At 48.0% G+C, this 16,152-nt stretch carries 14 protein-coding genes; 1 reads left to right on the forward strand and 13 read right to left on the reverse strand.

All coding sequences use genetic code 11. The features are described 5' to 3' along the window. Positions 1–133: 133 nt before the first annotated feature. The 8 genes from Pan54_RS08760 to Pan54_RS08795 form a co-directional block, all read right to left on the reverse strand. Positions 134–1,222: a c-type cytochrome gene (locus Pan54_RS08760; protein ID WP_165441678.1), complete on the reverse strand. Its 1,089-nt coding sequence runs from the start codon at positions 1,220–1,222 to the stop codon at positions 134–136. A gap of 197 nt (positions 1,223–1,419) precedes the next feature. Further along, complete coding sequence (locus Pan54_RS08765) at positions 1,420–2,712, reverse strand: dihydroorotase (RefSeq protein WP_146503120.1); 1,293 nt, start codon at positions 2,710–2,712, stop codon at positions 1,420–1,422. A gap of 12 nt (positions 2,713–2,724) precedes the next feature. Continuing rightward, on the reverse strand, positions 2,725–3,726 hold the full coding sequence (locus Pan54_RS08770; protein ID WP_146503121.1) for an aspartate carbamoyltransferase catalytic subunit: 1,002 nt from the start codon (positions 3,724–3,726) through the stop codon (positions 2,725–2,727). Positions 3,727–3,977: 251 nt separating this feature from the next. After that, positions 3,978–4,556, reverse strand: coding sequence for a hypothetical protein (locus tag Pan54_RS08775; protein ID WP_146503122.1), 579 nt, complete (start codon positions 4,554–4,556; stop codon positions 3,978–3,980). Positions 4,557–4,613: 57 nt separating this feature from the next. After that, positions 4,614–5,339: an alpha/beta hydrolase gene (locus Pan54_RS08780; protein ID WP_146503123.1), complete on the reverse strand. Its 726-nt coding sequence runs from the start codon at positions 5,337–5,339 to the stop codon at positions 4,614–4,616. A 273-nt stretch (positions 5,340–5,612) separates the two neighbouring features. After that, positions 5,613–7,280, reverse strand: a complete 1,668-nt coding sequence (locus tag Pan54_RS08785; protein ID WP_146503124.1) for an ABC1 kinase family protein — start codon at positions 7,278–7,280, stop codon at positions 5,613–5,615. Positions 7,281–7,360: 80 nt separating this feature from the next. Then, complete coding sequence (locus tag Pan54_RS08790) at positions 7,361–8,293, reverse strand: bifunctional riboflavin kinase/FAD synthetase (protein ID WP_146503125.1); 933 nt, start codon at positions 8,291–8,293, stop codon at positions 7,361–7,363. A 211-nt stretch (positions 8,294–8,504) separates the two neighbouring features. Next, on the reverse strand, positions 8,505–9,587 hold the full coding sequence (locus Pan54_RS08795) for a CPBP family intramembrane glutamic endopeptidase (RefSeq protein ID WP_146503126.1): 1,083 nt from the start codon (positions 9,585–9,587) through the stop codon (positions 8,505–8,507). 424 nt (positions 9,588–10,011) lie between these two features. Here Pan54_RS08795 and Pan54_RS08800 point away from each other — a divergent pair, with 424 nt between their 5' ends. Further along, positions 10,012–10,740 carry an endonuclease/exonuclease/phosphatase family protein gene (locus Pan54_RS08800; protein WP_146503127.1) on the forward strand — a complete coding sequence of 243 codons (729 nt, stop codon included), beginning with the start codon at positions 10,012–10,014 and terminating at the stop codon, positions 10,738–10,740. Between the two features lie 108 nt (positions 10,741–10,848). Here the strand turns inward: Pan54_RS08800 and Pan54_RS08805 are convergent, their stop codons facing one another. The 5 genes from Pan54_RS08805 to Pan54_RS08825 form a co-directional block, all read right to left on the reverse strand. After that, a complete protein-coding gene (locus Pan54_RS08805) occupies positions 10,849–11,166 on the reverse strand; it encodes a VOC family protein (protein WP_146503128.1) in 318 nt (105 codons plus the stop codon). A gap of 61 nt (positions 11,167–11,227) precedes the next feature. Next, positions 11,228–11,500: a hypothetical protein gene (locus Pan54_RS08810; RefSeq protein ID WP_146503129.1), complete on the reverse strand. Its 273-nt coding sequence runs from the start codon at positions 11,498–11,500 to the stop codon at positions 11,228–11,230. Positions 11,501–11,843: 343 nt separating this feature from the next. Continuing rightward, positions 11,844–12,830, reverse strand: coding sequence for a malate dehydrogenase (locus Pan54_RS08815; RefSeq protein WP_146503130.1), 987 nt, complete (start codon positions 12,828–12,830; stop codon positions 11,844–11,846). 135 nt (positions 12,831–12,965) lie between these two features. Then, positions 12,966–14,828 (reverse strand): sulfatase-like hydrolase/transferase, encoded by a 1,863-nt coding sequence (locus tag Pan54_RS08820; protein ID WP_165441679.1) that lies wholly within the window; start codon positions 14,826–14,828, stop codon positions 12,966–12,968. 161 nt (positions 14,829–14,989) lie between these two features. Beyond that, the gene (locus Pan54_RS08825; protein ID WP_146503132.1) at positions 14,990–16,150 is read right to left on the reverse strand and encodes a glycosyltransferase; all 1,161 of its coding nucleotides are present in this window, start codon (positions 16,148–16,150) and stop codon (positions 14,990–14,992) included. Positions 16,151–16,152: the final 2 nt, after the last annotated feature.

Below are 16,152 nucleotides of genomic sequence, written 5' to 3' on the forward strand. Positions count from 1 at the left end.
CATAATTGTATTAACAGATATGACTCGTAAGTGCCAATAAGGCAGGAGATTTTCTGGTAGGACGATGCGGCAAAAATCGTGCCTCATCGAGGAAGATATCAATTTGAATAGTAATGAGTCTGTCGCGGGACGTCTAATGACTGAAGGTTTCTTGACTGATCTCCGGAAAATCTCCCGCCAGATAAAGCAGATAATTCACCAGATCCCAGATCTCTGCTTCGCTCAATCCCGATGTCCCATAAGCCGGCATCGGCGTCCCTTTAACCCCCGCATAAATCCGACGATAAATATCAATCGGCCGCCGACCTCCATGAAAGACGCCATACGTCAAATCACGCGGCTTCACCACATGCCCCCAGGCATCATGCAACCCGGGTTCTTCATAATTCGATCCATCCGGTCGTTTATGAAACTGTGTCGTCTGTTCCCCATCTCCCTTGCCAGTCTCACCATGACAACTGGCACACTGGCCTTTTTTCGATAGATAAAGCCTGCGGCCATTCTCAATCGAGAGTATCGAAGGCTCGGCCAGAGAAGATTCTGTTGGGGCAGGGGGGAGGCCTTCCGGCTCGACAATTTGAGAGGGAGAATCCGCCTTCTTCCATATATCAAATAAGCGTTCTGACTCCTCATCGTAAATAGGAGGCATATCTTCCTCTATGAATCTATTTGCTTCTTCGAGCAGATCCTGCCGATTTCCTTTTGAAGCCTGAGCCTCTGAAAAATCGACCGCGGCTTCAATCGAAACAACTCTCTCGGTATCCCCGCGTAACGCCAGATACTTCACATAGTCGACAATCTGCGCGATCTCATGATTTCCCAGCCCCTTAAACGCCGGCATGCCGGTCCCGGCAATTCCATTTTTGATCACATTCTGCAGATCGTCCGTGCTGGCTTTCTGCCCAACTTCAGTAGACGTATATTTGACAATGCCCAGCCGAAAATCACGTGGCTTTGGATTCAATATATGAGCCTGCGGACCATCCCCGGCTCCATTCACACCATGACACATCAGGCAATGCTGTGTGTATAACGCCTGAGCATTCAAAAGCCGATGCTGAGGCTCACCCTTTTCATCCGCTGGCGTTGTCCATTGAACAGGAGCAGTCTGCGGAATTTTCAAATCTTTGTATGTGCCGTAAACTCTATTCGAATTATCGACGATGGCTTGCTTCACACTCGGAATCAATTGATTCGTCGCCGGATGAGTCGCAAATTCCACCTCGCGTTTTTTCCATGCATTGAACATGAAAAAGCACACGATTGAAATGAATAATACGCAGCCAATGACTAAAGCGATTATCGGGAGCAATTTTTTTGTCGTCATAAGATTGATCTGCTGAGTAATAAAAATGATCAATCAATTTTAGGGCAGAGTTGAACAAAAACAGTCGACTTCAAAGTAACTGCGACAACTTATCAGCCTGTCGTCAATGAAGCAGCCGAGTATCTCAACTCCCCACCGACAATCACATGGTCAACCCCGCCCTTAAGCTCCTTGTTCGCAAATGGAGTTCGTCGTCCCTTGCTCAGGAAATTGTCGGGATCAATTGTTTGAGACATCGCCGGATCGAGTATCGTGATATCAGCGACCGTATTTTCGGAGAGCGTGCCCGCTTCAATTCCGAGAATTCTCGCAGGATTGATGGTCAGTTTGGCGATCAATTCCAGCCACGAAAGTAAATTGGTTTCGATCAGACGGTTAATGCAGGCGGGGACCAGTGTTTCCAGTCCGACAACCCCAAAGGGCGTTTGATCCAGCTCGCAGGTGATTTTCTCTTCGGCATACGGCTGATGATCGCTTGTGATGACATCAATCGTGCCATCCTGCAAACCTTCGATGAGAGCCTGGATATCCTCAGCTGTACGGAAGGGGGGATTGACTTTGTATTTGGAATGAAATGTCTGTAAGTCTTCATCTTTAAAATAAAGATGGTGCGGCGTGACATCAGCGGTCACTCGCACTCCACGTTCCCGGGCTTTGCGAATTTGTTCAACACCAAACTCGGTCGTGATGCCCATCAGATGCAAGTGTCCGCCCGTAATTTCGGCGAGCGTAATATCACGATTAATCATAATCGTCTCAGCCGCGGCTGGCATCGGAGGCAAACCGAGGAGTGTGGAATAAAATCCTTCGTGCATCAGGCCATCGGCTATCAATTCCGGCACCTGAGCATGGTGAAAAATCGGCCGATTCATCATGCCCGTGTATTCCAGAGCACGGCGCATCACTTCGGAATTGGCAATAGTCTGTTTAGCATCGCTGAAGGCTCGCGCGCCACCTTCAAGCAGTTGTCCAATTTCAGCCAGTTCTTCTCCATGACACTGCTTTGTCACCGCTCCAATCGGAATGACATGGCAATTACGGGCACGATCAGCCTGCAGAATCACAAACTCAGCAGCTGCCCGATTATCCATCGGTGGCTCGGTATCCGGCATGCAGGCGATTGTCGTGAATCCCCCCGCCAAAGCGGCAGCCGTTCCCGATTCAATCGTCTCATCTTCTTCACTCCCCGGTTCCCGCAACGAAACCCGCATGTCAATTAAACCGGGCGTAACTATTTTATCCGTCGCATCAATCACCACATCGGCATGAACATCGTCGCCTGGGTTGGTCTGAATTCGTCCATCAATAATCAACAGCGATGCGACCTCATCACGGTTATTAGCCGGATCGATCACACGCCCGTTTTTTATCAGAATACTAGCCATGACTGTCAAAATCTATATGAGGGAAACTTGCGGCTCTGGGGGAAACGAAAGCAATTCCTGCTGACGTCTGTGGAGCAAATAAAGGGCAGCCATGCGAACCGCCAAGCCGTTACTGACCTGATCGAGAATGACCGAATGCTTTCCATCGGCGACATGCGGCGTGATTTCCACTCCCCGATTGATTGGCCCCGGTGCAAGAATCACGACATTTTCACGTGCCCGTTTTAATCGAGTGGCATTCATTCCGAACAGATGGGCGTATTCCTGAATTGATGGAAAAAACGCTCCCCGTTGACGTTCGAATTGAATCCTCAATAAATTGATGCAATCGACTCGCGGAATCACTTCATCCAGTGAATGCGAAACTTCAACTCCCAGTTTTTCAATTTGTGGCGGAATGAGTGTCGCTGGTCCGCAGACAATCACTTTGGCACCTAGTTTTGTCAACCCCCAGATGTTGGATCGTGCAACTCTGGAATGGCGAATGTCTCCCACCAAGGCAACCGTTTTGCCTGCGAGATCCCCGCAGCGTTCGCGCATGGTCATCACATCGAGTAATCCCTGTGTCGGATGTTCGTGCGTTCCATCCCCTGCATTGAGGACAGGGGAGTTCATGCGTTGTGATAAAAACAGCTGAGCACCAGGAGTCTTATGTCGCACGACCATCAGCGAAACGCCCATCGCTTCGATGTTGCGCGCGGTATCGAGAAACGATTCCCCTTTGGAGAGACTGCTTCCCGACGGAGAGAAATCGACTGTGTCGGCTGAAAGTCGCTTGGCTGCCAGTCCGAAACTGGTGCGTGTGCGTGTTGAAGGCTCAAAAAACAGGTTTCCAACAACGGTCCCTTTGAGTAGCCCGAGTTTGGAATGACCTTCTGCTGCCAGCCGTTTGAACTCGGCTGCCTGATCGAGAATGAGAGTGATCTCTTCGCCTGATAAATACTGCAATCCCAATAAATTCGACTGCGTCCAGGGAATCGGGCCTTCTTGAAAGTAATCGCGAAATGAAACCATGTGCGCGGTTCTGTTGAGGATCGTGTTTGTGGTGTGTGGAATCGATTCTACAAAGGAAGGTTTTCCTCGTCGAGGATGCCACGACCTGCTTCTTTGGTTTCAATTGAAATCGGTGTGAAATCAGTCCGATGAAAGAACTGGGATTTGTATTTTTCTGAGTGGCCGGGGGCGAACTCAGCCAACTAGATCACTAATGATTGCGTTTTCCCAGAAAGAAATATCGGAGGCAACTTTTTGGCCCCAGCGATTCACTATATCATTAATCGCCCAAAGATATCGAAATCGTGAGCGGTTGCGAGTAACGGTATGGAACTATTTGATTTACTGATGGGGATTGAATCACGGATGAGTTGAATAAACCGCACCATTACAAGAAGCGAAGCGATTTCCATAACTTTATCGTGAGTCTTATTTTCGTAAATTTTATTTTCAGAGTACCAACGAAAGTCATCCTGTGTTTTTTCAAGTCCACAAAGTGTAAATTGTTTCCAATCAGGTGATGACCAATCGCATAGCCAATCCATGTCTTCAGTGACGTTATAATGAACTGTGTAAGCAAATGAATCAAAATACCAGCGATCATAATTGATATCAAATCCGTTCATTTCCAGATAAACAGTACGGACTTCGAATTTGTCTTGGCAAGCAGAAACAAACTTCTTGATATGTTCAAATACTGCATCCGATGAGTTCGTAAAGTGAGACATTGCCAGAGTGGAGAATCGATCCGATGTTACTGTTCGCAGCAGAGATTCAAGTTCTAGTGCGGCACCGTCAATGTTTTTGGAGATTAAGTAATTATTGACTTTTTGCAAAAGGTCAACATGCATGATAATGATCCTACCAATATAATAACTGGCTTGGCTCGTCTATGTAGAGTGAGGTAATCATTTACTCTCTGAAATATTGACCAGCATTTTTGCCGTCTGCTCCAACGCTTCATAAGGAATCGTATGCGGCCCTTGAAATGGCAGGAATTCGACCTCCTGTCCATTCTCGTTCAGCAAATCTTTCAACAAGACAGCTGCTTCGTAGGGGAGAATTGGATCCTGTGTTCCATGAGACTGCAGAATAGGGAGTTTTGTTTTTTCCTGAGCCAGTTTCTGCCAGTCTTCCAGGCAGATTGTTGTTCCGGAATACAGACAAAGCCCTGCCGGTTGATCGGAAGTTCTCAGGAAGAAATCGGTTGTCAGCATCGCTCCCTGAGAGAATCCACCGAGGATCAGCCGATCCATCGTCAAATCATATTCACTTTGGAGTGCCTCCAGAAACTTCTGGAACAATTCGCGGGCTTCCTTCAATCCGGGGGGTTGTGCCATCACGAGTTTTTCAATCTGACGAGTCTGTAACAACTGCTGTAGTCGCATCATATTGATTTCCCACCACGCCCGACCGCCCGGCATCCCCAGTTCCGCCAGTGAGAGCGGAGCTTCCGGAAAGACAAAAGCAACCTGACCATCGAGCCGTTCATCCAACCCGAGAATTTCCGGCGCCAGTTGCACAAGATCTGTACCAGGCGCTCCGTATCCATGACAAAACACAGCCGTCAATTTTGCATTACGAGGATTCCCCACAATTCGACATTTCAAAGGACCAATTTGCTCTTCTTGCATCTGTTAACAATCTCTATTGATAAATTGGTAGGACAGGCTTCCAACCTGTCAAAAATATTTGCTGAATTACGATTTTTCGATTTTTATTTCACAATCGGTGGGTGGCACGCCCCTGAGCAACGCGAAGGGCGTGGTCGTTTGTAATCCCCACGCCCATCACTTCGTTCTGGGTCGTGCCACCCAGGAAATCTTCTTACTAAAAATTTAATTGACGCAGAGTGTCGAATGAATCAGTCTTTTCTACCGTATTCAAAATCGCGGCAATTATTTCACTCACAATCGACCACTCCGAAAAATGCCATAAATCAGCCAGATTCCCAGAAAACTGGACATAATGTAAATTGGCACGCTGAACCAATCCGTGGCGGCATCGCTGCGAACGAGCAGGCTGGAGGCAAGAATCGAGGAGGCGACGATCAAACCGACGACAATTCGATTACTGGAACGATCTAATTCGTTGACCATGTAATCCATTCCAGTCACTTTTACTTTGAATGAAGAATCTTCCCGATTGTATTTTTTGAGTGCGGTCGCAATCTCCAGTGGAATTTCATGAGCGGCTCGACCCAGTATTTGAGCTTCTTCACGAACTCGTTCCCACAAATGATCGGGACGATAACGATCCCGCAAAATCTTTTTAAAATGCGGAACGACGACTTCAACGAGCGTGAATTCCGGATTGATTTTTCGACCGACTGCATCCAGATGGATGATCGCCCGGATCAGCAGCATTAAGTCGCCGGGACAACGAAGGCGATGTGTCGAAAGAATCGATACAAAATCCCGTAGCATCTTGGCAATATCCAGCCGATCCAGCGGCAAGCCGTAATACTTGTCGATAAACTCGCGATAGTCGGCACAAAAATGTCGTTCATCGATATCGTTCATCGTTTCACACAATTGCAGCATAATTCTCAGGCAACGACGAGAATCTTTTCGAGCGGTCGCAATAAACAGATCAACCAGACTTTCTCTCATCTGTTCGTCCAAGATCCCAATCATGCCGAAGTCGAGCAGGCAGATGGAACCATCGTCCAGAATCCGAAAATTACCGGGATGTGGGTCTCCATGAAACATGCCATTTTCAAATGCCGACTTGAGAAACAGCCGTGCCCCATTGTTGGCAATCTGTCGACGCTTTTCCCAGAGGCAGGGGACATCGAAAATCTGATCAACCCGATAGCCCCGAATTCGCTCCATCACGAGCACGTTTTCCCGGCAGTAATCAGGATACACCTGCGGGACATACAAAGACGCATCGCCGTCGAACATCCGATCAAAATCTTCAATACTGCGGGCTTCTCTCAGATAGTTCAATTCCCGCCGAATTGTCCGTTCAAAATTCCGAACCAGTCCATCGGGGTCAAACACTTCGGCTTCAGGAACGTGCTTTTTGATCAAAGCTGCCAGTTCATGAATCAAGGAAAGATCTCGTTCGACATCGCGAACCACTCGAGGTCGACGAATTTTCACAATTACTTCGGATCCATCGGGCAATCGGGCACAATGCACCTGACCCAATGAGCCCGTTGCCAGTGGCTCCGACTCAAATGAGCCGAAGCAGTCATCAATTGTCTGACCTAAGGCTTTCTCAACTGTCTGAATCGCCACCTGAGAATCAAAGGGAGGGACACGTTCCTGCAGCAAAGCAAGTTCGTCAACAATATCCTGAGGAATTAAGTCGGGACGAGTGCTTAAAACCTGTCCGAATTTAATAAATGTCGGCCCGAGCGTTTCAAAGGTCAGGCGAACACGTTCGCCGCGGGTGAGCGTGCGTGTTTCTTCCTCTGTTTTTTTCAGAAGTTTACGACGACCCCAGTTGAGATATTTATTGAGGCCGATCCGTTCTACAACATCCCCAAACCCATGATTGATCAGAATAGCCGCAATTTCCCCGGTGCGACGCAAGTTCTTCAAAAATTTCAGGGGATGAGTATCCAAAAAATCAGCCTGTCTGCTTCTGTAGAAAAATGTAGGTCAGGCACTGCCTGGCAAAATTCGATGTCCATTTTTATTTGAGGTTACTGCACGATACGATTCGATACAATTGCCTGAATTTCAGAAACATCTTTTTCCAGTTGCGATTTCAACTGGGCAGCATTTTCAAATTTCTGAATTTCTCGCGTGAATGAAAGTAAATCGACAGAAAGTTCCTGACCATACAGGTCCCCCTGAAAGCCGATCAGGTGCGCTTCCAGTTTGAAATTATTATCTGCAAAAGTTGGATTCGCCCCGATATTCAAGGCAGCCGGATAGTGTCGTCCCTCAATTTCTGTCACCCCCGCATAAACTCCGGCTCTGGGCATTAAAGTTTGAATGTCAGTCAGATTCGCTGTCGGAAACCCAAGCCCACTTCCACGAGAGGCTCCAGTTTCGACCGTCCCGGTCAATCGATACGGATGCCCCAGCCAGTGGACAGCTTCTTCAATTCGGCCCTGAGAAATCATCTGTCGAATCAAGGAAGAGGAAATCACCATCCCATCCTGTTCGACAGCCGAAACAACCTCAAAGTCCATCTGTTGACTGGCTGCCATCTCGGCCAGCAAATTCACATCTCCCTGACGACCTTTCCCAAAGAAAAAATTGGGACCTTCGACAAGCCCGATTGCCTGCAATTGTTGTCTAATGATTTGCTCGAAAAAATCCTGAGCGGAAAGATTCAAAAATTCTCGACTGGTCGGATAAACGAGCAGGCAGTCAATTCCCACTGATTCCATCAATTCGGCTTTGCGTTTCACGGTACTCAAGCGGGGAGGCACCCGTTCGGGAGCAATCAGGGCGACCGGCGGGGGATCAAATGTCATCGCAGTCGCCTTCACGCCGCGACTTTTGGCTAACGAAACAAGTTTCCGCAGCATCTCACGATGTCCCAAATGGACACCATCAAAGTTCCCAATTGAGACAACTCCCCCTCGAAACGGGTGGTAATCATCAACATGACGTACTATTTGCATCGAAAATTCGCAGGGCAGGCAGGAAAGAATCTATAGTGGGAGATTGTAACCGCTCTCAGAAAAAGTGCGAATGTGCAAAATGTCAGATGAGCCCGACATACAAATGAACTTTTCACTACTATTCCAACTATCGCATTAGTTCAGTTATAAATAGCAGGCAAACTGCCTGCGGAATAGCGATTTGAGGGCGACAATAAAGCTCGACAGAGCATTATTGAGCGTGAGCAGCAGTGGCTGCCAGAAAGCCTATCAGTGGAACGAGACCACCAACGGTCAGTCGCCAGGGCAGGCTCGAAAAAGTGAGTGTGACAGGAATTTCGATTGGTAATTCCAGGGAAGGGCGGGGGGGAGTCCATTCTTTACCATCATGCTGGACATATCGCACTCGAGTGATCCAGAGAAATGAGAGAAACAAAATCAGACATAGTGTGATGGTCAATGCCGCAGTAAAATTCCAGTTCTCTGCTGAGGGAATCGTATGTGTCGATTTCATAATCGAAAATGTGTTATTACAAAAATGCAGGTAGAGCGGAGCCCAGAAGCTTCGAGTTGTGATATAAACATAATGCAAAACAATTCCAATCGGAAACACAGCCAGAGCGTGAACCGGGTGCATATGTGCGATCGCAAACAGGAAAGATGTCAGTAATATCCCGCCGACCAGCCCCCATCGCCTAATCAATCCACGGCCGATGACTCCTCGAAAAATAATCTCCTCTCCCAGTGCAGGTGCAATGGCGAATACCAGCAGAAGAGTCCAGAGGGGAGTCGTTGACGACAACTCCTGCAATAAATCCATCGATTGCATGGTGTCCATCGCACGTAATCCAGGCACATTTTCAAGCAAAGAATTCCAGCCACGCATCCCCCATTGATGTAGTGCGGTACTAAAGGTGGAGAGCGGAATCACCAGACAGGTCAGCAGAAAAACATGCTGAAAGGGCAGAGGTCGGCTGCTCAGGCGATGCCCCAGATTTCCACGCAGACGAAACCAGGCTGCGATTAACACAAGAGTCACAAAAACAAACTGCTCACCAGCCAGCAGCGTCATTTGATGTGCGGCGAGGAATTCCAGCACGATCAAATCGTTCCAGGCCAATCCACTGCTGGAAAAGATGGCGACAAAGACGCCGACTGTCAGCCCGACTCCAAGCAGATGCAATCCCCAGGTTCCTAGAAACCAGAAGATCGATTCGACCATTCCCGGACCTTGCGGGTCTTGTAGTGTATGTCTGGCACGACGTGTAGCGGGTGGGGAGTCAGATAGTTTGGCTTGTATAAATTTCGGCAACATGGATCATCCGGTCTTCGGCTTGAAGAATACGAATTCTGAAAACCGTGACCGAACTAAATGACCTGAGGCGATGATCGTATTGGAGTCTTACAGAAAAGCCGCGATGGAAACGCGGCCATTGAAGCCAATCGTTCAATGTAAAATGCCGTCTGGCAATTAAGTGGTCTTGTAATCAGATTCCGTTGAGCCCAACTGAATTGGAACATGCCCGCTGAACAAAAAAACAATGCGTCTACAAATATATTATTTATTGTAAACAGAGGTGATCGTGAAAATCTACTACAATTTGGTAATGATTCTGGAATGGCTTCAGTAATAAAATTTATGACACGCAAGCTGTTCTCGTCCAACTGTTATCTTCTATGATTAAATAAACGACAAACTGAATACATTATCTCAATACGAGTTACTGAAGTTTCGAACCATGCGTCTGATGAGTTACAACATCCAGAAAGGTTACGGAGGACGTGACCAGCGATATAACCTGCAACGTACGATTGATGTCATCGAACACGAAAATCCTGATATTATCTGCCTGCAGGAAGTCGATCACAACATGAACCGGACACGGTTTCATAACCAACCGACGATCTTCAAAGAACACTTTGGATACGCAGGCTACGATTTTCAGTGGAATCACAAAATCAAAACCGGTGGCTACGGTAATCTGATTCTCTCTCGATTCCCGTTGCGGGTCGTCGAGCATGTCTGCCTCAAACTGAATCATCGCAAAAAGCGAGGAGCACAAGTCGCAGTCGTCGTTACGCCTGAGGGACCACTCTTACTGATTGGTTGGCATCTCGGACTTGCAGAAAAACAAAGGCACGCTCAGGTTGAACATTTTTTTCAGCAAGCCGTTTATCAAGACAATGCTCAACTTCCCACGATCATCGTTGGCGATTACAACGACTGGAGAGACACCCTCGCACGCGGCCCCTTCGAACGTCAGGGCTTTCGACAAATCACGAAACCGATTCGAAAATTTCGTTCGTTCCCAGCTTACCTGCCAATGGGCGCTCTCGATAAAGCCTTTGTCAAAGGCAAGCTTTACGTGAATGAAGCACGGCTCGTGAAACGAAAACTCACCAAGGCTGCTTCAGACCACCTGCCACTGGTCATCGATTTTCATCTGAAAAAATTTGACGAGGTTTGAGAGAACATCTTATCTTTATCACCCGACGAACTGCAGGAGCAAACAGAGCGTACTTAAATATGAGGCAGTCCAAGCGACTGCCCCCGGTCGAGCGGAACGCTCGCTTGTCTATATGGATTGGTCGTCTAGCATTTCGACGATGTTGCCGAAGGGGTCTGCGGTGTAGACGGAGCGGGTGCCGTCGCGGTGCAGTTTGAGTTCGCCGTATTTTTCGGCGTCGGGAATGGCAAAGCCAATGTGTGGTGGATGCTGGCCGGGGATCACGAGAGCCATTTGCAGGTTAGCGAACTGCAGCATGGCCCAGGTTTCATCCTGATAGGCAATTTCGCAGCGAAATTGGGCGGTGTACCATTCGACTGCTTCGGCAATATTTTCGACAGAGATCGCCAAATGATGTACTGAGTCGAGTTGGGTGGTGTCGTTCATAGTTCGATCCGAATTCTATTTTGCGTATGAGGGGGATGCAGAAACATCATCTGCTCAACCATCATTCGCAGGCTTCAACATCCTGATGGGGCAGACAGGCCATTTTATAGAATAAGCCAGTCTCTTCACAGGCCTTGATAAAGTCGGCTGGCATGCGTTGCTCAGTTTCTTCGTCCCATTCGACGATGTACTGCAGAGCATCTCCACGGCCTTTAGCCTCAATCACAACTCCGGTCCACTGGTCGGCATTGACCGGTGGAACTTCGGGAATCGTAGATCCTGCTTTCAGTCGAACTTTTGCCCCGGAGGCTAATTTCTTACGTTTTGCCGGCATAGCCAATTCATTTTCCATCGGACTGGAGCATTTCCTGACAGGTTTTGCAGTGTTTGAAGCAGGCCTGAGACCAAATCACCAAACTGATTGCAAATCGAGTTCATCAATTTTGAAATACTCGGAGAGTTAATTTCAAGTCTTCTCGACAAATGCATCTGAGTAAAGATCAAATCAACAGACACATATTGTTTTCGTGTCCTGAAAATAGTAACGGACGAGCAGGATTTCGCAATCGCTGCCTTGAAATCGAAACCTGTCGAATGAAATTGTGAACAAAATTTCATCCGACAGATGGTTCAGGCTCAGAGAGCCCTCCAATGATTCAAAGGTGTTGCGAAAGAAATTACAGAAGATCCTTAACAGCATCCCGTTCATCTCGCAGTTCCTGCAGGGTTGCCTGGATTTTCTCCTGAGCAAATTCATTGTTGTCCCAGCCTTTAAGGATTTCCCATTTCGATCCGTCGCTGGAAATCGGGTATCCGAAAATGAGACCTTCATCGATCCCATAACTGCCATCACTGCAGACTGCGACACTGCAACAGTCACCTTCGGCTGTTGGGCGAATTACGCTTTTCACTGTATCCAAGGCGGCATTGGCAGCAGAAGCTGCACTGGAAGCACCGCGGGCACTGATGACCGCTGCGCCACGTTTCTGAACGGTTTCAATGAAATCCTTCTGCAACCAGTCGGTGTCGGTAATGACATCGTTCGCTGATTTTCCGTTAATGGTGGCATGGTAGAAGTCGGGATATTGAGTCGCCGAGTGATTTCCCCAGATTGCAACATTCTTCACAGAAGAAACCGGTTCTCCAGCTTTCTGAGCCAGCTGCGAAGCGGCTCGGTTCTGGTCGAGACGAGTCATCGCAAAGAAGCGATCGCGCGGAATGTCAGGAGCATTTGCCATCGTGATCAGGCAGTTTGTATTACAAGGGTTTCCGACGACGAGCACGCGAACATCTTTGGAGGCAGCTGCTTGGATCGCTTTGCCAGTATTGGTGAAAATTGGCCCATTGATACGAACCAGATCGCCACGTTCCATGCCTGCTTTTCGAGGAACACTACCCACACAGAGGACCCAGTTGCAATCGGCGAAGCCGGCTTCGAGATCGTCACTCGATTGTTTCACGACTCCTGCCAATGTCGGGAAGGCACAGTCGTCTAATTCCATGTGCACACCATCCAGAGCAGAGAGCGCCTGAGGAAGTTCAATCAAATGCAGAATGACAGGTTGATCGGGGCCAAAAACTTCACCACTGGCCAGGCGAAAAATCATCGCATAACCAATTTGACCTGCTGCTCCAGTAACTGCGACTCGAATGGGCGCTTTCATTGTATTTCCTTGTTTAACCTTGTGGTTTTTCTATTCTTGGTTTGATAATCATCGGTGTGAAGGAACGATATTCTTGTTTTATCGATTCTGGAGCCAGGACTCAAACGAGTATCGGAATTGAGCCCCTCAACATGACTATTCTGCAGGTGCATTCAGCGAGAAGAGCAGACGTTCTATTTCTGCATTTGTAAATGTCCCTGTTAAAACAGCTTTGGAACTGATCTCACTGCGAATATAAGGAGCCATGATCAGTTTGTCATCCACCAAAATGGCCAGCCGTTTTCCATTATTTTCTGCAGTGACTTTCTGCATGATCTCCGCACCTTCTTTTGTGAACGTCACTTCTATGGCATCGCCGACGTCCTGATTCGATTTTGTCGCTCCTGCGATATGCTCGTTTTCGAGAACTGGTTCCTGGTGAAGATATATTCGATCGTTCGGTAAATTTGGTAATGCTTTGGCAACTAGATTCGGCCCTGCTTCTTTTTCACCGAGTCGAAATTCGAGCCGGGCGATTTCCGGGGACTTCGAATTTTGCAACAGGTAATAGCGAATTCGTGAATTGTTGAGGTAAGAGTCGTCGTAAGTCTCGCCGTAATTTTTCAAAGCCTTAGACAATTGCACTTTGATTTTCGCATAAGCGGGATCATTAAAACGATTATTGAGTTCATTCGGATCCTCTGACAAATCGAAAAGCCAGGGACGATCATATGATGAGTAGACCAACTTGTACTGATCGCTCACCGCACATAACCACAGTGGGTTTGATCGGGTGCTGCGAAGAAAGGCGACATCGTCCCAGTTCTCCGGCTTTTTCCCCTGCAACCATTCCGAGGCATCACGCCCGGCAGTCTCCACATTAGCTTCGACATTCATCAATTTCAGAATCGTCGGAAAGAAATCGACGCACGAAAGAGCAACATCAACTTTGGTCCCGGCTGGAATTGCTGTCGGATATCGAATCAAAAACGGCACACGGGCAGAACCCTCGTAAGGATTTCCCTTATTCAATTTTCCATGCTCGCCGCAGAGATCGCCATGATCGGAAGTGAAAATGACGATTGTGTTATCAAGCAGATCTTTCTCTTCCAGCCGTTGGAGCAATCGTCCGATATTATCGTCGATACACTTTACCATCCCGAAATATTCCGGCATGATTTTTTTCAGGTTGTATTCGTTCACATTCCGTTCCGGCTGGCCCCACATCGGAATCTGACTTCGATTCTTTTTGAGAGATTCCGGAATGACGACATCTTTCTCCGAGTACATCGTGTCGTAAGGCGCACGAACGGAATTCGGTCCATGGGGATCTGGCAGGCTGACCATATAGCAGAAAGACTCGTCGGCATTTTCGTCGATGAACTCGAGCGTGCGATCGATCAGCCAGTCTGTCGTGAAGGTTTTTTCGTCGGCTCCATCAAGATTATAATTCTCTCGTCCCCGATTATCCTTCGAGCCGACAGCTGGACCATTTTCTTCAAGTACGAGTTTTTTCCAGTGTCCCCGATTGAACATGTAGCGGTTATCGCTCCAGCCGAAATTGCGAGTCGGGGCCCAGTCGGGTTTGCCATTTCCATCCAGATGCCATTTGCCAGAATAGCCTGTTGAATAACCTGCGTTCTTGAGAACATCGGCAAATGTTGTAATTTGCCCACTCATGGCAATGTCATTCTGTTCCACAGGAGTTGACTGGGGATAACGGCCCGACATCAGACTCGAACGGGAAGGGGAGCAGACAGGAGTGGTTGCATAAAAACTGGTGGCAATCGCACCCTCAGCAGCGATGCGATCGAGATTCGGCGTCAACGAGCCTTCCCCCGCAAACATCGTGCTGCCGTAGCATCCCAGGGTGCCGTAGTGATGTTCGTCCGTTTGAATGATCAACAGATTCGGTCGGGAGTTTTTATTCTCCTCGGCGATAACCTGAGAAAAATTACCAGATATGCCACTGCTGAAAATGAGGCAGAAAAGAAGAATTAGTCCAGGCCCGTTTCGCATTGTCATTTACTCCATCAATTCAATTTATGTGAACACCCAGCCCAGCTGGATTGATCTGCACGCCGGAAAAAAAATCGTTTTCTTTCAAAATATGCGTAAGCTACAAAACTTTGAATCGTCAATAGCATGAAATACAAGTTATCGCATTTCCAGGTGAACGACTACCCTTGTGATTGTGCGATTTTCAGTAAATGATTTTCCAGTTGGCGAATTGTGACATTGGACTCGTATTTTTCAGCGACATGTTTTTTTGATGAACGGGAAACCTCTTCTCGCCAGGCTGAATTCTCAATTGCCTCAGTGATTGCATTGGCTAAGTCCCCTGAACACTCAGGTGTGACTAGTCTGCCATATCTACCACCCTCGAGAAGTTCCCGAGGACCACTTGGGCAATCCGTCGCAACAATCGGCACGCCGCAGGCCATGGCTTCGAGCAGGATTAAGGGCATGCCCTCGTAGAGGGAAGGCAGACAGAACAGATCAGCCGCTTTGAGATAGGGAAAGGGGTTGTCGATGAAGCCAGCGAATTCAATATGGTCATCCAGATTTCTTTCACTCACCATGTTCTTCAGATCAGATTCGAGTTCTCCCTGTCCGAGCAAATGCAGCTGAACCTGTTTCATGCCTTGCTGATGAACGATTTGATCCATCGCTTCAATCAGAAATCGATGCCCTTTCTGATGAGTCAATCGACCAGCCAGAACAATGTGGAATTGATGAGGATCCCAATTGGGGGACGGTTCACTTGCCAGTGTTTCGACGCGTTCAATGTCAACAGAATTGGGAACGATTAAAGTTTTTTCAGGATCGACATTGTGGCAGGCGAACAATCCTTCCCGATCGCCAGTCGAGACAGCAATCACGCGGTCGGCTGCCCGAAACGCCCGGCAGAGTTTGCGATGTTTTATCGTAGAAAACTTCCCAAGTTCGCGTTTGAGTTCATTGCGAAGATCAGCCATGCTGACCGCCAGCCAGGGTCTATTGACAGCTTTAATCGCTTCCCCGGCCACAAGTACATTCATAATAGTGACCGCACAGACAAGATCGATCTGCTGTTCGACAAGAAACTTTCTGAAATCCTGAACCTGAAGACGATAGATCGCACCAGGAAAATTCCATCGAGGCAGAGCCACTCTCTCTTCAAACGAAGCGATTGGCACATCGTCAGGGACTTCGCTCAGAAATGGCCCTTCTCGTTTCGTCAGATATAAGACGGGTTCAAACTGACTTCGATCCAAATGAGTCAAATATTGAATGACCTGCCGTTCGGCTCCTCCACCGCCAAGCGATCCGATACTGAAGAGAACCCGTTTTTTAGTCATTT

This window comes from Rubinisphaera italica (genome assembly GCF_007859715.1).
In the GTDB taxonomy this organism is placed as follows: Bacteria; Planctomycetota; Planctomycetia; order Planctomycetales; family Planctomycetaceae; genus Rubinisphaera; species Rubinisphaera italica.

Bases quoted from the DNA above. Each gene is read 5' to 3' on its own strand.
- Pan54_RS08765 (WP_146503120.1), bottom strand. From the start codon at position 2,712: ATGGCTAGTATTCTGATAAAAAACGGGCGTGTGATCGATCCGGCTAAT.
- Pan54_RS08770 (WP_146503121.1), bottom strand. From the start codon at position 3,726: ATGGTTTCATTTCGCGATTACTTTCAAGAAGGCCCGATTCCCTGGACG.
- Pan54_RS08775 (WP_146503122.1), bottom strand. From the start codon at position 4,556: ATGCATGTTGACCTTTTGCAAAAAGTCAATAATTACTTAATCTCCAAA.
- Pan54_RS08780 (WP_146503123.1), bottom strand. From the start codon at position 5,339: ATGCAAGAAGAGCAAATTGGTCCTTTGAAATGTCGAATTGTGGGGAAT.
- Pan54_RS08790 (WP_146503125.1), bottom strand. From the start codon at position 8,293: ATGCAAATAGTACGTCATGTTGATGATTACCACCCGTTTCGAGGGGGA.
- Pan54_RS08795 (WP_146503126.1), bottom strand. From the start codon at position 9,587: ATGTTGCCGAAATTTATACAAGCCAAACTATCTGACTCCCCACCCGCT.
- Pan54_RS08800 (WP_146503127.1), top strand. From the start codon at position 10,012: ATGCGTCTGATGAGTTACAACATCCAGAAAGGTTACGGAGGACGTGAC.
- Pan54_RS08805 (WP_146503128.1), bottom strand. From the start codon at position 11,166: ATGAACGACACCACCCAACTCGACTCAGTACATCATTTGGCGATCTCT.
- Pan54_RS08810 (WP_146503129.1), bottom strand. From the start codon at position 11,500: ATGCCGGCAAAACGTAAGAAATTAGCCTCCGGGGCAAAAGTTCGACTG.
- Pan54_RS08815 (WP_146503130.1), bottom strand. From the start codon at position 12,830: ATGAAAGCGCCCATTCGAGTCGCAGTTACTGGAGCAGCAGGTCAAATT.
- Pan54_RS08820 (WP_165441679.1), bottom strand. From the start codon at position 14,828: ATGCGAAACGGGCCTGGACTAATTCTTCTTTTCTGCCTCATTTTCAGC.
- Pan54_RS08825 (WP_146503132.1), bottom strand. From the start codon at position 16,150: ATGACTAAAAAACGGGTTCTCTTCAGTATCGGATCGCTTGGCGGTGGA.